Below are 18,543 nucleotides of genomic sequence, written 5' to 3'. Positions count from 1 at the left end.
TAGGTTGGTATAATATTTATTTTCTTAAGTTTTCTTTAAGTTTCGCTCGCTAAGTTACAAACATACACTTTATATGAGCGATGTTTATGCAATTAGCACACCTACCTTCATCACCCGTTTATATTGAAAATAACTCACGCTTTGTTAGTGCTCGCATTAATGATGAGCATAGAAGTGCGTTAGAAAACACAGTTAAAGAAGGGTTTTTAGTTGCTTATAACGCCACGCTTACCTCTTTTATGCCATTACTTTGCCAATACACGACAAACGAAGGGCAGTGCACATTGGGTTTAAGGCAAGCAACAGCTCCTATATTTATAGAGCAATACTTAGCACAGCCCATTGAGTATTTTTTACCTGAGCCTACACAGCGTAATAAAGTATTTGAGCTTGGTAATCTATGCTCTACACATCGCAAAGCAACGCTTGGGCATTTTATTGTTGTTAATGAAGCCCTGCAAAGTGTAGGAGCAAAACATTTAGTATTTTGCGCCACTAAAAAAGTACGTGCACTGCTGCGCTTACTAGGCGTTAACTGCACTGAAATTGCTGTGGCAAACAGTTTTGTTGTTGAGCATCCGCTAAGTTGGGGAAGTTACTACGCTAATCAGCCTACCGTATGCGTTGTGAGTTTAGAGCAAGCTCACCAACAAGTATTAAATACCCCAATGCTTTATAGTTTGATGCAGCAAAACCACTCAAATATCAATTCTTTGGTAAATGCGTTGGTGAATGTATGAATTACTATAATACCCATGCAATATCGCCATTAATTATTGCCCATAATAAAGATCAAACACTTGAAATTAACGGTGGTGGGTTTAACCAGCAAATACAACAAGTAGTAAAAATACTACATAGCTTTAACGGCAAATGTGTCGCTTATAAGCTCGATAATACGCCAGCTTGGCTTGTTATTGATGCCGCTACTGCGGTTTCTAATAAAGTGGCTGTGCCAATTGCTCACTTTTTTAGTGAACAACAAACTCAATATGTACTAGCGCAATGTGGCGCTAATATATTTATGAGCGATACGGTAAACCCTTTACTCGGGGAGCCGACTGCATCAATTACTTTATTTGAGTGTTACACATTATATATTTACGAAATCGTTGTAGCTAAACTCGGCAGTTATTTTCCAGAAACTCAAAAAGTAACATTTACGTCAGGATCGACTGGGCAACCAAAGGGCGTGTGTTTATCTGCAAAGAGTCAAATGCAGGTAGCTCAATCTCTGTGCGATAAAATTAACATTAAAAAGCCTGTTCATTTGTGTTTATTACCGCTTGCTGTATTGCTTGAAAATATAGCCGGTGTGTATGCCCCTTTAAAAAGTGGCGGTACAGTGCATTTAATGCCGTTAAATGAATTAGGCTTTGTTGGAACTGCATTAAAACATCCCGCACAGCTTATTGCTGCGATTGATAAAGTTAAGCCAAATACGCTTATTTTAGTGCCTGAACTATTAGCATGCTTAGTTACTTTTGCAGAAGATGGGTGGCAACCGCCTAGTTCGTTACAGTTTATTGCGGTAGGTGGTGCGCTTGTCAGCGAAATGCTAATAGTTAAAGCGCGTAGCTTAAACTTACCGGTGTACCAAGGTTATGGACTTTCTGAGGCGGCATCTGTCGTTAGTTTAAATACACCCACAAACGATAACCTCCACAGTGCCGGCTCTGTGTTACCTCATATTCAAACCAAAATTGAAAATGGTCAGCTTTTTATAAAAGGCGATTTGTTTTTAGGTTACTTAAACCATCAACCTCACAACAAAAACCAGTGGTATGCAACCGGTGATCTAGTCGATCAGCATCAAAATACCTTATTTATTAAAGGCCGATTAAAAAACCTAATTATTACCAGCATGGGTCGCAACATCAGTGCCGAGTGGCCTGAATCACTATTACTCAGTCAAAGCGGTATTTTACAAGCCGTTGTGTTTGGTGAGGGGCGACCTTTTCTCAGTGCCATTATTTACGCCGATACAAAGCTAAGTAACCCAGTGTTAGCGCAATACATTAACGAAATTAATAAACAACTACCCGACTATGCTCGAATTCAAAAGTGGCATCGTTTAGCTGCCCCATTAAGTGTGCAACAAGGATTATTAACAACAAATAATCGCCCAAAACGAGATGCCATAAGTAAGCAGTACTATGCTGTGTTTGATCAATTTTACCGACTTGGAGAAGTAATTAATGAGTGATTTTTTTAACACCCTTAAAGAGCAAACTAAACAAGAGCAAAACTACCTGCTTACAGCGCCGATTATTCAGCGTGTTTTTAAAGGCGAAGCATCACTTGAAGAATACGCCTCGTTTTTAGCACAAGCGTATCACCATGTTAAGCATACTGTGCCATTAATGATGTCGGTTGGTGCACGATTAACCGACGATCAAGAATGGCTGCGCGAAGCCGTCGCAGAATACATTGAAGAAGAAATAGGTCATCAAGAGTGGGTGCTTAATGATATTGCAGCCTGTGGTTTTGACAAAGAAACAGTACGGTGTAGTCAGCCGCAATTTGCTACCGAAATGATGGTGTCGTATGCGTACGACTCCATTGCACGTAAAAACCCGTTGAGCTTTTTTGGCATGGTGCATGTGCTTGAAGGCACTTCTATAGCGCTTGCTGATGGCGCGGCTTCAAACATTGCGAATACTGCGGGCTTACCTAAAAAAGCATTTAGTTATTTAACCTCTCACGGCGCACTTGATATAGAGCATGTAAAGTTTTTTGAAAACCTTATGAACCAAATAACAGACGAGGCGGATCAACAAGCCATACTTCATGGTGCAAAGCGCTTTTATCGTTTATACGGCGATATATTTCGTGGACTCGATGACGAACCATTTTTTAAAGCAAGTGCACAAGGCAAATTGGCATGAGTAGTTCTTTATGTGTATTAACTGGTGCAACAGGCGGAATAGGGCAAGCGATTGCTAAAGCCCTATATGCAAAAGGGTGGAAGTTACTGCTTGTAGGGCGAAATACCCAAACCCTTGAAAAACTGAGCCGTGCATGCCCAGACAGTGAAGTATTTTCGGGCGATTTAACCGACGATACAACACGTACTAACTTAGCAATAAAAGCCAAGCAACTCGGCGGCGTTAAATTACTTATTAATAATGCAGGTATTAATACAATGCAAAGCCTTGAGCACACAAGTAATGAGCAAATAGATAATATGCTCATTACTAATTTGTCGGTGCCTATTAAATTATGCCAGCTATTTTTAGGACAGTTAGCGTATACCAAAGGCACCATTGTTAACGTGGGATCATCGTTTGGCAGTATTGGCTACCCGTTTCAAACGCTTTATTGCGCCAGTAAATTTGGTTTACGTGGCTTTACAGAAGCGTTATCACGTGAGTTGAATGGTTCAGGCGTTAAAGTGACCTATTTAGCACCAAGAGCAACAGATACATCCATTAATAGCAGTAAAGCGCGGGCAATGAATAAAGAGCTCGGCAATAAAATGGACTCGCCAGAATTAGTTGCTCAAGAGTTATTAGCACTTATAAGTTCAAACCAAACAAGGCGCTTTATTGGTTTTCCTGAAAAATTATTTGCACGCATAAATGGCGTATTCCCAAACGTTGTTGATAACGCTATTGCAAAGCAACTACCTAAAATTAAACGTTTTTTAAGTTAACAAACACACAAGGGCAAAATTATGTATAAATTTACACTCGCATTTTATTTAATACTAACCTCTGTATTTGCAACTGCAGTACACGCAGATGAAGCGCAAGACTTAACCGATATTCAACAAAAGTGGGCAATTGCTAATTACGAACTTGAAAACGATGCGCAAATAGACGCGTTTACGCAACTAAGTGAGCAAAGCGCATTATTTGTTAAAAACTATCCAAGCTCAGCGCAAACACATATTTGGAATGGCATTGTGTTAGCTAGTTTTGCTGGCGCAAAAGGGGGCTTGGGCGCACTTGGTTTAGCAAAAGAAGCAAAAGCGTCACTCGAAAATGCACTCTCGATTGATGGCACTGCATTAAATGGCTCAGCTTACGCAAGCCTTGCAACGCTTTATAGCAAAGTACCTGGTTGGCCAATTGGTTTTGGTGATGACGACAAAGCTGAAAAATTATTTAAACAAGCGCTCGCTTTTAATCTCGAAGGCATTGATACTAATTACTTATACGGTGAATACTTGTATGACGAAGGCGATTATAAACAAGCTAAAGCGCGACTACTTGTAGCGCAAGCTGCTGGGATTCGTGATACTCGGGCAAAAGCAGATAAATATCGTCAACAAGCAATAAGTCAGTTATTGGCAAAAGTAGATAAAAAATTAAAAAGATAAACACATAATGCATTTATTACTCGTTGAGGACGATCATTTAGTGGCGCAAGGGCTTATTCGCTCTTTGCGCCAAGAGGGCTACAGCGTAGAGCACAGTGGCACAGTAAAACATGCCTTAGAGTGCCTTTCTAGTGGTGAGATTGAGCTTGTTATTCTCGATTTAGGATTGCCTGATGGCGACGGCTCGCAAGTTTTAAAGCATATTAAAGCGCAAAAAAAAGTAATTCCGGTAGTTATTTTAACTGCTCGCGGCAGTATTGATGACAAAGTCCAAGGGCTCGATATGGGAGCAGATGATTACCTTGCAAAGCCGTTTGACCCTGCTGAGTTATTTGCTCGATTACGTGTAGCAAGTCGGCGCATTAATCAAACACAATCAAGCTTATTACGCTGTGGTGATGTAGTAATGGATACTTCTGCTCATACAGTTAAACTAAGTGGGCAGTCACTTACACTGCCGCGAAAAGAATACATGCTTTTAAAAGCGCTGATGGAAAATCAGGGAAGGGTACAATCAAAACAACAACTCGAAAACAAACTTTACCAATGGGGTGAAGAAGTTGGCTCTAATGCCATAGAGGTGCATATTCATCATCTTCGTAAAAAATTCCCTAGTGATTTTATTAAAACCTTACGTGGCATTGGTTACGTGGTTGGTAAGCGTTAGAGTGTATTTGTTTTTCGAGGTTGAAAATGTCAATTCGTAAACGTCTGACGTTAATTTTACTTTCAATGATGGTGCTAACTTGCTTTTTAGCATTAGTAAAAGGCTATCAAAAAAGTATGCACCACGGCGAAAGTTTGCTTGATGATGAACTTAAAATAGTGGCTGGCGTTTTAATTGAGCAACCATTGGCACTAAGCACAGATGCAGTACAAGTAAGTAATAATAGCGCTCAGTTATTGTATCAAATTTGGCAAAATAATAATTTACTTAGTGGCTCATCGAGTTTAACGAATAACCAAATTAGTTTTAGCGAGGGCTTTCAAACGGCCAATGTAGCAGGGCAGCGTATGCGGGTATTTGTGATGAGTAAAAACACCCGTAGAGTCATCGTTGCTGAACCTATGGCAAAGCGGTTTGAATTAGCTGAAGCCGTTATTTTATCTGCAATGTTACCAATGCTATGGGCAGTCCCTCTGCTTGCTATTTTTATTAGCTTTTTTGTTAAATACGCATTAGCCCCTCTTACTCGATTATCTAAGCAGTTGGCGTCTCGCCAAGCGAACGACTTTACGCCAATTAACTGGCAAGTAACCGACGAGGAAATTAAACCGGTTATTAATCGTTTAAACGACTTATTTAAACGCGTAGAAACTGCCTACTTACGGGAGCGATTTTTTGCCTCTGATGCAGCCCATGAGTTACGTACCCCGCTTAGTAGTTTAAAAATTAACGTACATAATTTGGCTAATAAACAAAGTAATCTGCAAGACCATCAAGAATTACAAGCTATGTCGCAGGGCATTAATCGCTTAAGTAATATTGTCGAGCAAATGCTAATTTTAGGGCGCACTCAGCCTGAACAATGGCAGAGGCAGTTTAGCGAGCAATCATTGCTAGCGATTACTCAGCAAGTCGTATCGGAGCAATACGACAAAATAGATGAAAAAAACCAAACCATTAGTCTTGAAGGCGATGACTTTATTCTTAATGGTGATGAGTTTACATTAACCACACTCATCGCTAATTTACTTAGCAACGCCATAAAGTACACACCCAATAATGGTCAAATTATAATTAAATTAGTATCAAGTAATGACGACTTTAGTTGGCAAATTGATGATTCTGGTGCGGGTATGACTGAAGAGCAAAAAGAGCGAATATTCAATCGTTTTTATCGCGTAGGTGGCGATCAGCATCCATCAGGCGAGCAAGGTGCCGGTTTAGGTATGGCGATTGTTCAACACATAATTGCTATTTATGGCGCAACTATTCATTTAGCGAATAGCCCTTTAGGCGGACTAACCGTTAAGGTTACTTTTACGGGAGTAAAAAGTGACTAAACGTTTATTTAATCGGTGCCTTTGTTGTTTGCTATTCTTGTCGTTTAACGCGGCGAGTAAAGAGTACCTTATTATTTTAAAAGATCATTTGTTTTATCCCTCGCAAATTACCATTCCCGCGAATAAAAAAGTCAAACTATTGATAGAAAACCAAGATAGCACACCAGAAGAGTTTGATAGCTTTGATCTAAACAGAGAAAAAGTACTCTACCCAAACCGTAAAAGCATTATTTATATAGGGCCGCTTAGTAAAGGGCATTACGAATTTTTTGGTGAGTTTTCGCCCAATACAGCAAGGGGCGTTGTAATAGTTGGTGATGAGGAGGCGCAGCATGCTAATAACTAGTTTAGTCATGAGCCTTAATCAATTGCTACCTGTGGCTATTTTATTAGTGCTACTACAAGTAGTTAAAAAACAAAGCGCTTTAAAAATAGGATCTGCTTTATTAATTGGCGCGCTCATGTCGTTTTTGTACATGCAAAGTGCATCATGGGTGAGCCAGTGGTTTGAACACCAAGGGCTAGAGTACTCACAAATAGGGCTATGTATTACTATATTTATAGCTGTATTAGTATTTGCAATAAAGCAAAAATCAGCGGCTTTTTATATTGCGGTTATAAGCACAATAACAATGTATTTAAGCCACTATATTATTTACCTCACCAGCTTTTGGCAAAGTAATGATGCAGGGCAAAGCTTATTTATTGGCACTTTATTAGGTGTTGGAATTTGTTTAAGTTTTAGCGTATTGCTGTACTTTTTAATGAATGCAATTAAGCACCGTTTTGGTATGTATCCGCTTTTTACTTTGCTTGCTTTTAACAGCGCGGCTAAGTTATTAGTTGCACTGGATTTGGCAAGCCAAATAGATTTAATTACCAACACCGCAACCGTGTGGGATTTACGTGATTTGTTAAACGAAAACTCTGAGCTAGGCCGCGTACTGCGTGCTCTTGTTGGTTACGAGGCTACCCCTGATCTAATGAGTGTACTTATATATAGTACAAGTAGCGTGATATTTTTATCACTTTGTTATGTTATTTCAGCTTCAATATCTAAGGAACGTGTATGAAAGCACTCAACCTATATTTAGCGCTTAGCTTTACCGTTTTTTGTTTGTTGGTATTCTCAATCCCAGTTAAGGCCGATGGTATTGTTGTTGATAAGGTATATCACCCCTATGTTTTACCTTTTGAGCGAGAGTTTGAATGGCGGTTGGTGTCGCACCAAACATATAGTGGCAACATACTAGCGCAGCGTTTGGGTGGTGGCGGTGCTATTAACGATACAATGGCACTAGAAGGTTATATAGTTGGTGAGCGAGACGATAACGGCGACTTTGGTTTAGAAGCTTATGAGCTTGAACTACGCTGGCAATTGATTGAGCAAGGTAAATTATGGGCCGATTGGGGGGCATTATTTGAGTTTGAAAAAAAACATAATGAAGACGTATATGAAGCAACTACGGGTTTTGTGATCGAAAAAGAGTTTGGCAAAACAAGCTTAACTATGAATGCCTTTTTAGTATACGAGTGGGGGCAAGACATTAAAAATGAATGGGAAAGTGAGTTTAGAGCACAATATCGCTATCGATATCGCTCTGCTTTTCAGCCTTCTCTTGAAGTTTACGTAGGTGAAGACTTTGTGGGTATAGGGCCAGGTTTTATAGGTTTACAGCGTTTTGATGGACAAAAACAGTTAAAATGGGAAGCGGGTTTTATCACTGAGGTAAGCCAATCAAAAAAAAATCATAGCTTTAGGCTCGCATTAGAGTTTGAATTTTAATAACGAATAAAAGCGACTTTGGTTGTTTATTACTCTGATTATAGATAGGTACTTGACATGTTTTAAAAAATCTATATAGTGGGCTGCAGCTAGAAAGAAAGCATGTAAGCTATAAATCTCCATTTCGATGTTGTATAAGTAATACTTGTAGTACCGTCCTGAAGTTTTTAAAGTACCATCTCATTTTTTGCTACACCCGCTCTTATGAGCATATTTTTTATTTTATATCAGGATATTACAATGTCTAACATCGTATCAGGTACAGTTAAGTGGTTCAACGAGTCTAAAGGTTTTGGTTTCATCGAGCAAGAAAATGGCCCAGACGTTTTCGCACATTTCTCAGCAATCAAAAGCGAAGGTTTCAAAACTTTAGCTGAAGGCCAACGTGTAGAGTTCACTCTTTCACAAGGTCAAAAAGGTCCACAAGCTGATAACATCACAGCTGTATAATTTTACTTTTTAAGTAAAATGAAAAAAAGCGCTTAAGGCGCTTTTTTTGTGTCTAAATTTTGATGAAAGTTACCTGCGTTTATTAGATTAGATCAACTCCACTTATTTACTCACTATACCAACCTGTATAAATCTTTGAGCAATTTAACGAATTAAACTGCATTATAGCGTCGTTAAATTTTTATTTAGAGCAACTAGATACAAAAATTTTTGCCTAGTTCTAGCGTAATTTTCTTAACGTTAAATAGAACCCATATAGAAATTAATTACCCTGAATTCCATAAGGTAACGCACTTGTTTTTTCCATTTCAGTGAACGCCTTCTGAAGTGCATTAACAACATTAACGTCTGCTTTTTTATTCGCTGCTAAGTAAGCGCCTACAGTGAGTTCGTTTATTCTATATACAAACTTTAAATGGTTGGGTTCAAGTTTTAAATAATCACTTAGCTGTTGCATATAAAGTGGATCGTCTACAACTAAGTCTACTTTTTTAGCGAGCAATAAATCATATGACTTTTGAATGTCGCTAGTGAATACTGCTTCAAAACCTAGTTTTAAAAGAGTCTGTGTAGAGAAGTCATTGCGTTGCATCGCTATTTTGTAGTTTTTAGCTTGCTCGGTACCTTCAATAACTATATCAGTGCGCTCTGAGAGAGCTATAAACCCCAAATCAAATCGTCCCACTTGTGCAATCCAATAAAATTGTTCTTCTCGCTCTGGTGTTCTTGCTAGGCTGTAAATAAAAACGTTGCTTTGCTCGGTTGCTAACTTATAAGCACGCGCCCACGGATACATTTGTATATTAGGTGTTAGCTTAGCCTCTGCAAAGATATCTCGAATTAATTGAGTGCCTTCTCCTGTTACTTCACCATCAACCAATACCTGATTCGGTGGTGCTAATTCTGTAACAACAAGCAGTGTTTCTGTTGCTTGAATATGCACAGAGTAAATAAAAAAAAGAAAATAAATAATATATTTCACAATAGCGAATCGTCATTCAGTTAAATATAGTGATATAAGTGTGGCTTAAAATATTGAAAATACAAAAAATTAATCATAAAAATTAGTGACTAAGATATTGGTTTATTTAAATTTGAGTGTAAATATAAATTGTGTGCTGAGTTATGTTTTCACGTTGTAGCAATCAGCCTAGGAGGCTGTGTAACGACGTTCCAAAATGATTTAACCCGCATGATTTTTATGCCAATTGAACTTGGTATGAAGTATTAAGGGATTGATAACTTGAAATATAAAGTACTAAAACGATAAAAGGGCCTTGCGGCCCTTGGTGAAGTATCGTTCAAGTTAGATAGTACTTTAACCCCTTAAAGCAGCTATCTTCTTGTTTTGCAACACCGGTTTCATCTCAATAAGTTTCTAAGCTAGCGAGAGGAAAAACCCAGCAATTGCTGCGCTCATTAGGTTAGCCATAGATCCTGCTAACACTGCTCTGAGCCCTAAGCGCGCGATATCCTTTCGCCGACTAGGCGCCATACCGCCTAATCCACCTAGTAAAATGGCTATCGATGATAAGTTAGCAAACCCACATAAAGCAAAAGTAACAATTGCTTGTGTGTGCGCGCTTAACGTATCGCGATAATTTATAAAGTCTAAGTAAGCAACAAACTCGTTCACTACTATCTTTTGACCAATAAAGCTGCCGGCTATAATTGCTTCATCCCATGGCACACCTAGTAACCATGCAACAGGAGCAAATACATAACCTAATATTTCTTGAAGCGTTAATGTTGGGTAATCAAACCACCCGCCAATACCGCCTAATAAACCGTTTAACAGTGCAATTAGCGCTACAAAAGCAAGTAACATTGCACCTACATTAAGTGCTAAATGCATGCCGTTTGCCGCACCTGATGCAGCTGCATCAATTACATTTACTGGCTTATCTTCATCATCTAAATCTAAATCAGCTAAGTTATCTTTAGGCGTTTCAGTTTCTGGCACAATCATCTTGGCCATTAAAAAACCACCTGGAGCTGCCATAAAGCTCGCTGCTATTAAATACTTAAGCTCAATACCAATAATAACGTAACCGGCCATTACAGAGCCTGCTACCGTGGCTAAGCCACCTACCATAACTGCAAACAATTCCGATTTAGTCATCGTTGCAATAAACGGTTTAACAATAAGAGGGGCTTCAGTTTGGCCAACAAAAATATTCGCCGTTGCTGAAAGTGATTCAGTACGTGAGGTTTTCAATAATTTTTGTAAACCACCGCCTAATATCTTAATAATCCAATCCATAATGCCAAGGTGATATAGCACAGCAACTAATGCTGAGAAAAACACGATAACGGGCAAAACTTGAATTGCAAAAATAAAACCTAATGTATCTTGTGAGGCAAGTGGACCAAATAAAAATCCAATACCATCATTCGCATAACCAATTACCGATGAAACGGCCGCTGACATGCTCGTTAATACATTTTTTCCTGCTTCAAAAAACAGAACAAAACCGCCAATAACAATTTGCATCGCAAATGCTATGCCAACGGTTCTTAAATTAATTGCCTTGCGATTAGTTGACGCAGCAAAGGCAATGCTTAGCAGCACGCACATGCCAACTAAGCTCATAAATGTTGTCATACAAATGTTTCCCGTTGTTATTCTTGTAGTAAATATTTTATCTTACTTTTAATTATATCAATCGCAACACGGTTCATACCGCCTCGAGTCACAACTAAATCGGCGTTATGTTTCGAAGGCTCAATAAATTGATAAAACATCGGTCTAACAGTTGCTTGATATTGCTCAACAACAGATTGTAAAGTTCTGCCTCGTTGTTCCATATCACGCTGCATACGGCGCATTAAGCAAATATCTAAAGGTGTATCTATAAACACCTTAATATCAAATTCTTTATTAAGCGCTTTGTCACTCAATAATAAAATACCTTCAACAATGAGTATTTTTGCAGCAGGCACTCGGCGAGTTTTTTCGCTGCGTGTATGCTGTGCATAGTCATAGGTTGGTACTTCAACTGAGTTACCACAACGAAGTTGCGTTAAATGCTCAAGCATCAACGCATGTTCAAATGCATCAGGATGGTCGTAGTTCGTTTGCGTACGATGAGCCATCGGCAAATGCGACTGATCCTTGTAATAAGCATCTTCTTCAATAATGGCGATAGCGCCTGGTTCAAGCTCGTTAACCAATTCATTGTATATAGTTTGGCTAAAAAGAGATTTGCCCGACGCAGACGCGCCTGCAATAGCTATAATAGTAGTTCGTGTCACTAAAGTTCTCACCCACACAGAAGGATATATTGTTGGTAGATCACAATAGCAAAAAAGACACGATTAATCTCTTTTGCTTCGCTCAAGAATGCAAATTTATAATGTTTAGGTTTTATGAAACAGGACTTTTGTCCTGTACGGAAAATTCAAAGAGCGGATAAAGTAACCACCTAGAAACAAAGTGAGGTCAAAATGGCAAAAGCAATTATCTTAATGGCAGATAGCCTAGGAATCGGTGCAGCACCAGATGCAGATAAATTTGGTGATCTTGGCGCTAACACATTTGCTCACTTACTAAAAGCATATTACGACGAAACTGGCAGTGCACTGTCGCTTCCTAATTTATCTAAATTAGGATTAATAGACGCATGTGAAGCTGCAGGTGGAGAAACCTGTTTAATATCTGATCGCCAAACACCACAAGGTGCATGGGGTTACGCTAAAGAACTTTCTAGCGGAAAAGATACACCATCAGGTCATTGGGAAATGGCAGGCGTACCTGTGTTGTTTGATTGGGGATATTTTCCAAAAACACAGCCGAGTTTTCCACAAGAGTTTATTGACGAGTTTATAGCTCGCACAGGTATTCCTGGTATTTTAGGCAACTGCCATGCATCGGGAACGACCATTTTAGAACAGCTAGGTGAAGAACACGTAAAAACAGGTAAACCAATCTGTTACACCTCAGCTGATAGCGTGTTTCAAATAGCCGCGCATGAAAAATCATTCGGCCTAGAGAAGCTTTATCAAGTTTGCGAAATCGCACGGGCGCTACTTGATGAAATGAATATAGGACGAGTGATTGCGCGGCCATTTTTGGGTTCAAATAGCCAAGACTTTGCTCGAACGGGTAATCGTCGTGACTACTCAGTACTTCCGCCAGCACCCACATTGCTAGACGTATTAGCAAAAGACGGCGGCGAAGTAATTAGTATTGGTAAAATTTCAGATATTTATGCGCATCAGGGCATAACCCAAAAGCATAAAGCACCTGGGCTTATGAACTTGCTAGAAAAAACCAGCGAAGTAATGAAAAGCGCGCCAGATCGCAGCTTAATTTTTACTAACCTAGTTGATTTTGATGAAAAATTTGGTCATCGCCGTAACCCAGTAGGTTACGCAAAAGCATTAAAAGAGTTTGATGACTATTTACCAACTATACTAAATCAGTTAGACGCAGATGACATATTAATGATCACTGCAGATCACGGTTGTGACCCGACCTTTCCAGGTTCTGAGCATACTCGTGAATACGTACCTGTTATTGCATATAAACCAGGTATGATTAATACACCGTTAGGTGAACGCAACAGTTTTGCAGATATAGGCCAAACCCTAGCACAGTGGTTTAGTTTACCTGCACTTGATTACGGCGACAGCTTTTTAAATGAGCTAACAATGCCAAATAAAAAGGAAAACAATTAATGAGTACTCCGCATATCAGTGCAAACGTTGGTGATTTCGCCGAAACAGTATTAATGCCAGGCGATCCGCTACGTGCGCAATATATTGCTGAAAACTTTTTAGATGATGCAGTACAAGTTACAGGCGTTCGTAACATGTACGGTTTCACTGGTACTTACAAAGGTAAGCCAGTAAGCATCATGGGTTCAGGTATGGGCATTCCATCAATGTCTATTTATGCTCGTGAGCTAATTGTAAGCTTTGGCGTTAAAAATATTATACGTATTGGTACGTGTGGCGGTATTGGCACAGATATCAAAATCCGTGACGTAATTTTTGCACAAGGTGCAAGCACAGATTCTAACGTAAATCGTGCACGTGTACGTGGCTACGATTTTGCTGCAATTGCTAACTTTGATTTACTTTTAAACGGCGTAAACGCTGCAAAAGAGCTAGGAATTGAAGCAAAAGTAGGTAACGTATTTACAACCGACACTTTCTATCAAGCAGACGACTCGTTCTATAGAGATTTAGACAAGTTAGGCATGCTAGCAGTAGATATGGAAACGGCGGGTTTATATGGCGTTGCAGCTGAATACGGCGCAAACGCAATGGCATTATTTACAGTAAGCGACCACGTAATCACTGGTGAAGCAACACCTGCTGATGAGCGTCAAAGCACGTTTAACGAAATGGTTAAAATTGCATTAGAGTCAATAGCTTAAATAATACATAACAGTTCCTTGGTAACGTATTCACTAAGTTTTGGAGACACGCCCAAAGTGAAGTGAGACTAACCTCCAAAGCCGCATCTAATGCGGCTTTTTTTATGCGCGTCTACAAGGCAAAATCTAACTTTTTGTAGACGTAGAGCTTGCTCACGTTAGAAGCGCAGCTTCTCATTACTCTATTACTGATTTAATAATATTAAAGCCAAACGTATTTACAAGGTGCATATTGTTTTGTATAAAAATTATCAGCGCTTTGTATAACTATTACCTAGTTAATGCTCATAGCTTAGTTCTTAAGGAACACAGACCGTGTGACTTCCTATCTTAAAACGGCAAATATCATTGTTTTTCTCAATGCTTTGCCGCTTACAATTTACCGCTAGTAGCTTAAGTACACGGTGTACCTTACGATTACACTGTGTTTGCTCTATGCAATCCAGAATATCATCCAGCCAAAGATAACTGCACTTACTCGCTCTAAATGTCGAGATCGCACACTTAAATATCGTCGCTGCACTATGGCAGATAAAACGCTTGATAAGTGTTTGCAGTATGCTCAGCCAAACCAGCGATTCTGCAATGTGTGGGTCTCTTGTGATGAATCCCTTAAGGTTATTCCATGACTTTAGCTCTTTGAAAAGTAACTCGATTTGCCAACGAGTCGCGTATATATCGAGCAACTCATCAAAGTTAAACTGTGTTTCTTTTAAATTGGTAACAAGGAAAACAGGGCGCTTTTCATCGGGTAGATAAATAAGCCTGTACTCGGGTCCATTTTTCTTCCAGCGTACTGTTAACTCAAGTGGCTGACTAGCACACTTCTTGAGCAAGGTTTTGAGTTTAATATACTTTTCTTTAAGTTCTACACCCGCGCAATAAGCTGATGTGACGGTTGGGTTGATGTTTTTATTCGCTCTGACCAAAAAGTAGCCGCCATCTTGAGATACTTGCTCAAAGTAATCTAAGTCAAAATACCCTGCATCAGCAAGTAATAACGTATCTTCAAGTGTGTGACTACCCGGTAAAAAGGCTCGCTCAGTTTCAACATCAGGACGGATATCTATTTCACAAGGCTGTTCGTTAAATAGGTCATAAGTAAGATGCAACTCAATTGCGGCAGGACTTATCGCAGTAAAGCGACCAGCAAAAACCTGCGCTAATTCATCATGTAGAGCAAATGATGAACCATCTTGCAATAACACTCGCTGTATTCCTCGCTGGGTAAAAAAGGTTTTATCCAGCGTGTTTACAGTCAATTTAGACATCGCTTGAATAACGAGCTCACGGACAAGCTCAGTCAAGGCTGGTTTTCGAATTTGATTATGAAAGGGTTTATAACTTATCGTGCAATTGGCCTGCGTTCGCAGGTTCTGATGGATATCTGACAAGTTAGCGTCTTGCAGGCAAGATAAGCTTTTGAACACAGCTTTGAGCAGAGAAACGATCGACAGGCAACGGTGTCGAACTTGAAATCCGGAGGTTTTTGCAAGCTCAATGAGGTGTTTTTCTGAGATAAGGGCTTTTAATTGATTTGAAACTTGGTTAATCTGCATGTGAACTCTGTTTTTGGTCATGTTTTTATTGGCGTAACTATTTGATCATTAACAGAGTTCAACTTCAAGCTTTCTTAAGATCCAACCTATGAGTTAATGCTAGTGTTTAAAGCACATACATTTTTATAATTTACTGGGTTAACCGCTAAATTGTGGAGTCAAATATGTCTAACTGGGTTGATGCAACTGTAAAAAAAGTAACATGGTGGAACGAAACGCTTTTTAGCTTAACGGTTAATGCCGATGTAGAGCCATTTAAAGCAGGGCAGTTTACTAAGCTTTCAATAATTGAGGGTGATAAACGCATAGCGCGTGCATATTCATACGTTAATTCACCCGATAGCTCAGCTCTAGAGTTTTATCTTATCAACGTAGCTGACGGACTTTTATCACCGCGCTTAGCAAAACTACAGCCAGGCGACAACATATTAATTGAGCGCCGTGCAACAGGTTTTTTTACGCTTGACGAAATTCCACAAAGTGAGCAGCTGTGGATGTTATGCACTGGCACAGCCATCGGGCCATTTTTATCAATATTGCAACAACCTGAGGTATGGCAAAAGTATCAGCATATAAACTTAGTGCATGGCGTACGTTTTAATAGTGATTTAAGTTACCAGCCGCTTATAAATGAGCTTTTAAAAGCTTACCCAGCACAACTTAATTATATACCTGCTGTGAGCCGAAAAGAGCCGTTAGAGGGCTTACATGGGCGTATTACTGATGCAATTCAAAGTAGTCGCCTATTCGATAAAGTAAAGTTAAATCCAGCACCAAATAATGCCCAATTTATGATTTGTGGCAATCCACAAATGGTAAAAGACACAACCGAACTTCTTATAGGGAAAAGCTTTAAGCGTAACAGGCGCAGAGAGCCTGGACATATAACAGTCGAACAGTACTGGTAAGTGGCTGAATGACTACCCGCAAACTCTAAAATTTGTTATGTTGCACCACATTACGCGTTTAGTGTTCATATTAGGAAAGTTATGAAACCGTTATCAATTATTTTAGCTTCATTAATCACCACAGTTGCATTGATTAGTTATGCCTCAGATCAACAACCTGAAGTAACCGAGCCAAAACTCAAAAGTGCAGAGCAAGTTGTTACAAATAAAGGTGACTCAGTCTCAAAAAATACCAACACAGATAACTTTGCAACTGAAATAGAAACTAACGATAAAATTAATACTCTTGAATACAAAGCGCCCGAACTTAAAAAACCGGTAATCGACACCGCTAAAACAGATGATTCAAAAGTATTCGGTAACGAAGCACCACAGCCAGTAGAAAAGCCAAAAAATAAAGTAGAGAAAGCAGTGGCTGTTGCTGAGGCCGAAAAAGCAGTTACGCAAGCTAAAGAGGCACTTACTACTAAGCAGCAAACTAAGGCAAAGCAGTCACGTGAGTCACTTGCCGTGGTTGAGCAATTGGTCAACGCTTACAACGCACGTAACATTGAAGAGTTTATTCGCGTGTACTCTGAAGATGTAGAGTTTTATATTTTCCCAAATGAGCTATTATTTAAAGGTAAAGAAAAACTAATCGCACGTTATGGGCTAATGTTTAAAAAGCTCAAATGTATTCACTCATCGCCAATTAAGCGCATAGTGCATGGTGACATAGTAATAGATCATGAGTTATCAGAAACATGCTCCACTGATAAAAACGTTGTAGATAAACGTTCAGAGTTAATTTCGAGCTATCAAATTAAAGACGGCAAAATAATACGCGTCTTATTTTTCCGTTAAAGGACTGTTATGCAAATAAGTGACGAAAGAAAAATTCGCTTAATGTACCGAGTTGAGCCAGGCTGCTTAGGGCCTGATGGTGCTAACCATATAGAAGATTTTTGCCGTTTTGCTAACAAGCATATTAAATCGCCTTATTACGGCTTGTTTGTCTTTTTACCTCGTTACGATAAACAAAAAGATGAGCGTCAATACAGTGTAAATAGCCGTAACTTATCGCAAGTACAAGCTAAGGCTTACTTAAATCATTTTGATATTGATATAGATAATTTTGAAGAGCAGCTCGACGAGCTGCTCGCTAAAGCAATAGATTTATATTTTAAACGTTAAAATGCACTGCATGCAGCATACTATAAATTTAATTGTATTCCAGACGCTTCACCAGCCACAATTGTATTAAAGCTCTCGTTATCGTGTAAGCTTGCAAATGCACTTTCGTGTAATAGTTCATTACGTAAATTAGGCGAGTAATCTAGTGCCATTTTAATATCGGCTAGGGCATCTGCATGCTCATGTATTAGGGCAAAAGCACAGGCTCTTTGCCAGTACGCGTAGCCATAATCACTATCTATATCAATGGCTTGATTGCATAGTTCAATTGCTTGCGCTGTTTCGTTAATTTCCAGTAGTGCGTCAGCTTTATAAGCTATTGCTTCTACATCTTCTGGTTTACGTTTTAAAATTTCATCAAATATTTCAATTTTATTTGCAAAATCACTTTCTAAATTGGCGCGCATCCATAGCGAATGAACCTCGTTGGTAACCGATATACGTTCTTGGTTACTGAGTATTTCTTCAGAGCGTACACGCAGTTTTTCTTCAAGAATTTTTAATCTGTCTTCGTATTCATCCGTAATTACACTTACGCGTGTATTTACAATATCTTCTACTTTATTTTTAACATCACGTAGCGAGTTCCAACCCACTAAAACCAAAATAGATGCCGTGGCAGTAATAATAAAAAACACATTATTAATGGTATCGGTTGTGTATGTGAGCGCACGATCAGCGGTATCTAGTTGGGCGTGGGTAACTTGTTTAGTTACATCTTCACGTAGCTTTTGTTGATCTTGTCGTACTGCTTTTAGTTCATCTAAAACGTAGCGTTCTAAAAGTGGTTTATACATAGGCTCTTTTAGTTGGCTAAGGGCATGTTGTTGTTCTTGCGCAGTGAGCACTTCTGGCCTTTGTTCTGCTGCGTTCACAGTAGCCAAAAAAAATGTAAAACAAACAAAAAGTAAGGATATGTAATAACGCATTGGTATGCCTAGTTAAATTAATT

At 39.1% G+C, this 18,543-nt stretch carries 21 protein-coding genes; 16 read left to right on the top strand and 5 right to left on the bottom strand.

Annotated features, from left to right (window positions below):
- Positions 1 to 86 precede the first annotated feature (86 nt).
- The 11 genes from AC0VZ4_RS24500 to AC0VZ4_RS24450 all read left to right on the top strand — a co-directional run bounded on the left by AC0VZ4_RS24500 (position 87) and on the right by AC0VZ4_RS24450 (position 8,567).
- The gene (locus tag AC0VZ4_RS24500; protein WP_475441901.1) at positions 87 to 740 is read left to right on the top strand and encodes a thermostable hemolysin; all 654 of its coding nucleotides are present in this window, start codon (positions 87 to 89) and stop codon (positions 738 to 740) included.
- Positions 737 to 2,206, top strand: coding sequence for an AMP-binding protein (locus AC0VZ4_RS24495; protein ID WP_475441900.1), 1,470 nt, complete (start codon positions 737 to 739; stop codon positions 2,204 to 2,206). The genes AC0VZ4_RS24500 and AC0VZ4_RS24495 overlap by 4 nt, the downstream gene beginning before the upstream one ends.
- Complete coding sequence (locus AC0VZ4_RS24490) at positions 2,199 to 2,888, top strand: TenA family transcriptional regulator (protein WP_475441899.1); 690 nt, start codon at positions 2,199 to 2,201, stop codon at positions 2,886 to 2,888. The genes AC0VZ4_RS24495 and AC0VZ4_RS24490 overlap by 8 nt, the downstream gene beginning before the upstream one ends.
- Positions 2,885 to 3,655: an SDR family oxidoreductase gene (locus AC0VZ4_RS24485; protein WP_475441898.1), complete on the top strand. Its 771-nt coding sequence runs from the start codon at positions 2,885 to 2,887 to the stop codon at positions 3,653 to 3,655. The genes AC0VZ4_RS24490 and AC0VZ4_RS24485 overlap by 4 nt, the downstream gene beginning before the upstream one ends.
- A 21-nt stretch (positions 3,656 to 3,676) precedes the next feature.
- The gene (locus AC0VZ4_RS24480; RefSeq protein ID WP_475441897.1) at positions 3,677 to 4,324 is read left to right on the top strand and encodes a tetratricopeptide repeat protein; all 648 of its coding nucleotides are present in this window, start codon (positions 3,677 to 3,679) and stop codon (positions 4,322 to 4,324) included.
- 7 nt (positions 4,325 to 4,331) lie between these two features.
- Positions 4,332 to 4,991, top strand: coding sequence for a response regulator (locus AC0VZ4_RS24475; RefSeq protein WP_024605199.1), 660 nt, complete (start codon positions 4,332 to 4,334; stop codon positions 4,989 to 4,991).
- A gap of 26 nt (positions 4,992 to 5,017) precedes the next feature.
- Entirely contained in the window at positions 5,018 to 6,331 is a 1,314-nt protein-coding gene (locus tag AC0VZ4_RS24470) for an ATP-binding protein (RefSeq protein ID WP_475441896.1), read from the top strand.
- Positions 6,324 to 6,677: a cupredoxin domain-containing protein gene (locus tag AC0VZ4_RS24465; RefSeq protein WP_033028663.1), complete on the top strand. Its 354-nt coding sequence runs from the start codon at positions 6,324 to 6,326 to the stop codon at positions 6,675 to 6,677. Before AC0VZ4_RS24470 ends, AC0VZ4_RS24465 begins: the two co-directional genes overlap by 8 nt.
- A complete protein-coding gene (locus AC0VZ4_RS24460; RefSeq protein WP_033037956.1) occupies positions 6,664 to 7,404 on the top strand; it encodes a hypothetical protein in 741 nt (246 codons plus the stop codon). The genes AC0VZ4_RS24465 and AC0VZ4_RS24460 overlap by 14 nt, the downstream gene beginning before the upstream one ends.
- Complete coding sequence (locus AC0VZ4_RS24455; protein ID WP_475441895.1) at positions 7,401 to 8,117, top strand: hypothetical protein; 717 nt, start codon at positions 7,401 to 7,403, stop codon at positions 8,115 to 8,117. Before AC0VZ4_RS24460 ends, AC0VZ4_RS24455 begins: the two co-directional genes overlap by 4 nt.
- Before the next feature lie 240 nt (positions 8,118 to 8,357).
- A complete protein-coding gene (locus AC0VZ4_RS24450) occupies positions 8,358 to 8,567 on the top strand; it encodes a cold-shock protein (protein ID WP_002959120.1) in 210 nt (69 codons plus the stop codon).
- 262 nt (positions 8,568 to 8,829) lie between these two features.
- On the opposite strand, the gene AC0VZ4_RS24445 is transcribed toward AC0VZ4_RS24450, so the two are convergent.
- The 3 genes from AC0VZ4_RS24445 to udk all read right to left on the bottom strand — a co-directional run bounded on the left by AC0VZ4_RS24445 (position 8,830) and on the right by udk (position 11,822).
- On the bottom strand, positions 8,830 to 9,549 hold the full coding sequence (locus AC0VZ4_RS24445) for a substrate-binding periplasmic protein (RefSeq protein WP_244958579.1): 720 nt from the start codon (positions 9,547 to 9,549) through the stop codon (positions 8,830 to 8,832).
- A gap of 396 nt (positions 9,550 to 9,945) precedes the next feature.
- On the bottom strand, positions 9,946 to 11,172 hold the full coding sequence (locus AC0VZ4_RS24440) for a NupC/NupG family nucleoside CNT transporter (protein ID WP_007376641.1): 1,227 nt from the start codon (positions 11,170 to 11,172) through the stop codon (positions 9,946 to 9,948).
- Positions 11,173 to 11,189: 17 nt separating this feature from the next.
- Positions 11,190 to 11,822 carry a uridine kinase gene (gene udk, locus AC0VZ4_RS24435; protein ID WP_007376640.1) on the bottom strand — a complete coding sequence of 211 codons (633 nt, stop codon included), beginning with the start codon at positions 11,820 to 11,822 and terminating at the stop codon, positions 11,190 to 11,192.
- Between the two features lie 192 nt (positions 11,823 to 12,014).
- On the opposite strand from udk, the gene AC0VZ4_RS24430 reads away from it, so the two are divergent.
- Both AC0VZ4_RS24430 and deoD read left to right on the top strand, forming a co-directional pair.
- Positions 12,015 to 13,247 carry a phosphopentomutase gene (locus AC0VZ4_RS24430; protein WP_033028666.1) on the top strand — a complete coding sequence of 411 codons (1,233 nt, stop codon included), beginning with the start codon at positions 12,015 to 12,017 and terminating at the stop codon, positions 13,245 to 13,247.
- Positions 13,247 to 13,951, top strand: coding sequence for a purine-nucleoside phosphorylase (gene deoD / locus AC0VZ4_RS24425; RefSeq protein WP_475441894.1), 705 nt, complete (start codon positions 13,247 to 13,249; stop codon positions 13,949 to 13,951). Before AC0VZ4_RS24430 ends, deoD begins: the two co-directional genes overlap by 1 nt.
- A gap of 299 nt (positions 13,952 to 14,250) precedes the next feature.
- On the opposite strand, the gene AC0VZ4_RS24420 is transcribed toward deoD, so the two are convergent.
- Positions 14,251 to 15,510, bottom strand: a complete 1,260-nt coding sequence (locus AC0VZ4_RS24420; protein WP_475441893.1) for an IS4 family transposase — start codon at positions 15,508 to 15,510, stop codon at positions 14,251 to 14,253.
- A gap of 164 nt (positions 15,511 to 15,674) precedes the next feature.
- Between AC0VZ4_RS24420 and AC0VZ4_RS24415 the strand changes: the two genes are divergently transcribed.
- The 3 genes from AC0VZ4_RS24415 (at position 15,675) to AC0VZ4_RS24405 (ending at position 17,591) form a co-directional block, all read left to right on the top strand.
- On the top strand, positions 15,675 to 16,418 hold the full coding sequence (locus AC0VZ4_RS24415) for a ferredoxin--NADP reductase (protein WP_475441892.1): 744 nt from the start codon (positions 15,675 to 15,677) through the stop codon (positions 16,416 to 16,418).
- Between the two features lie 81 nt (positions 16,419 to 16,499).
- Positions 16,500 to 17,261, top strand: coding sequence for a nuclear transport factor 2 family protein (locus AC0VZ4_RS24410; protein WP_033037960.1), 762 nt, complete (start codon positions 16,500 to 16,502; stop codon positions 17,259 to 17,261).
- A gap of 9 nt (positions 17,262 to 17,270) precedes the next feature.
- Positions 17,271 to 17,591, top strand: a complete 321-nt coding sequence (locus AC0VZ4_RS24405) for a hypothetical protein (protein ID WP_007379036.1) — start codon at positions 17,271 to 17,273, stop codon at positions 17,589 to 17,591.
- A 20-nt stretch (positions 17,592 to 17,611) separates the two neighbouring features.
- On the opposite strand, the gene AC0VZ4_RS24400 is transcribed toward AC0VZ4_RS24405, so the two are convergent.
- On the bottom strand, positions 17,612 to 18,520 hold the full coding sequence (locus AC0VZ4_RS24400; protein WP_033016400.1) for a tetratricopeptide repeat protein: 909 nt from the start codon (positions 18,518 to 18,520) through the stop codon (positions 17,612 to 17,614).
- Positions 18,521 to 18,543: the final 23 nt, after the last annotated feature.

The organism is Pseudoalteromonas sp. QJM3NY_22 (assembly GCF_056173065.1).
This window is presented reverse-complemented; position numbering and strand designations above follow the sequence as displayed.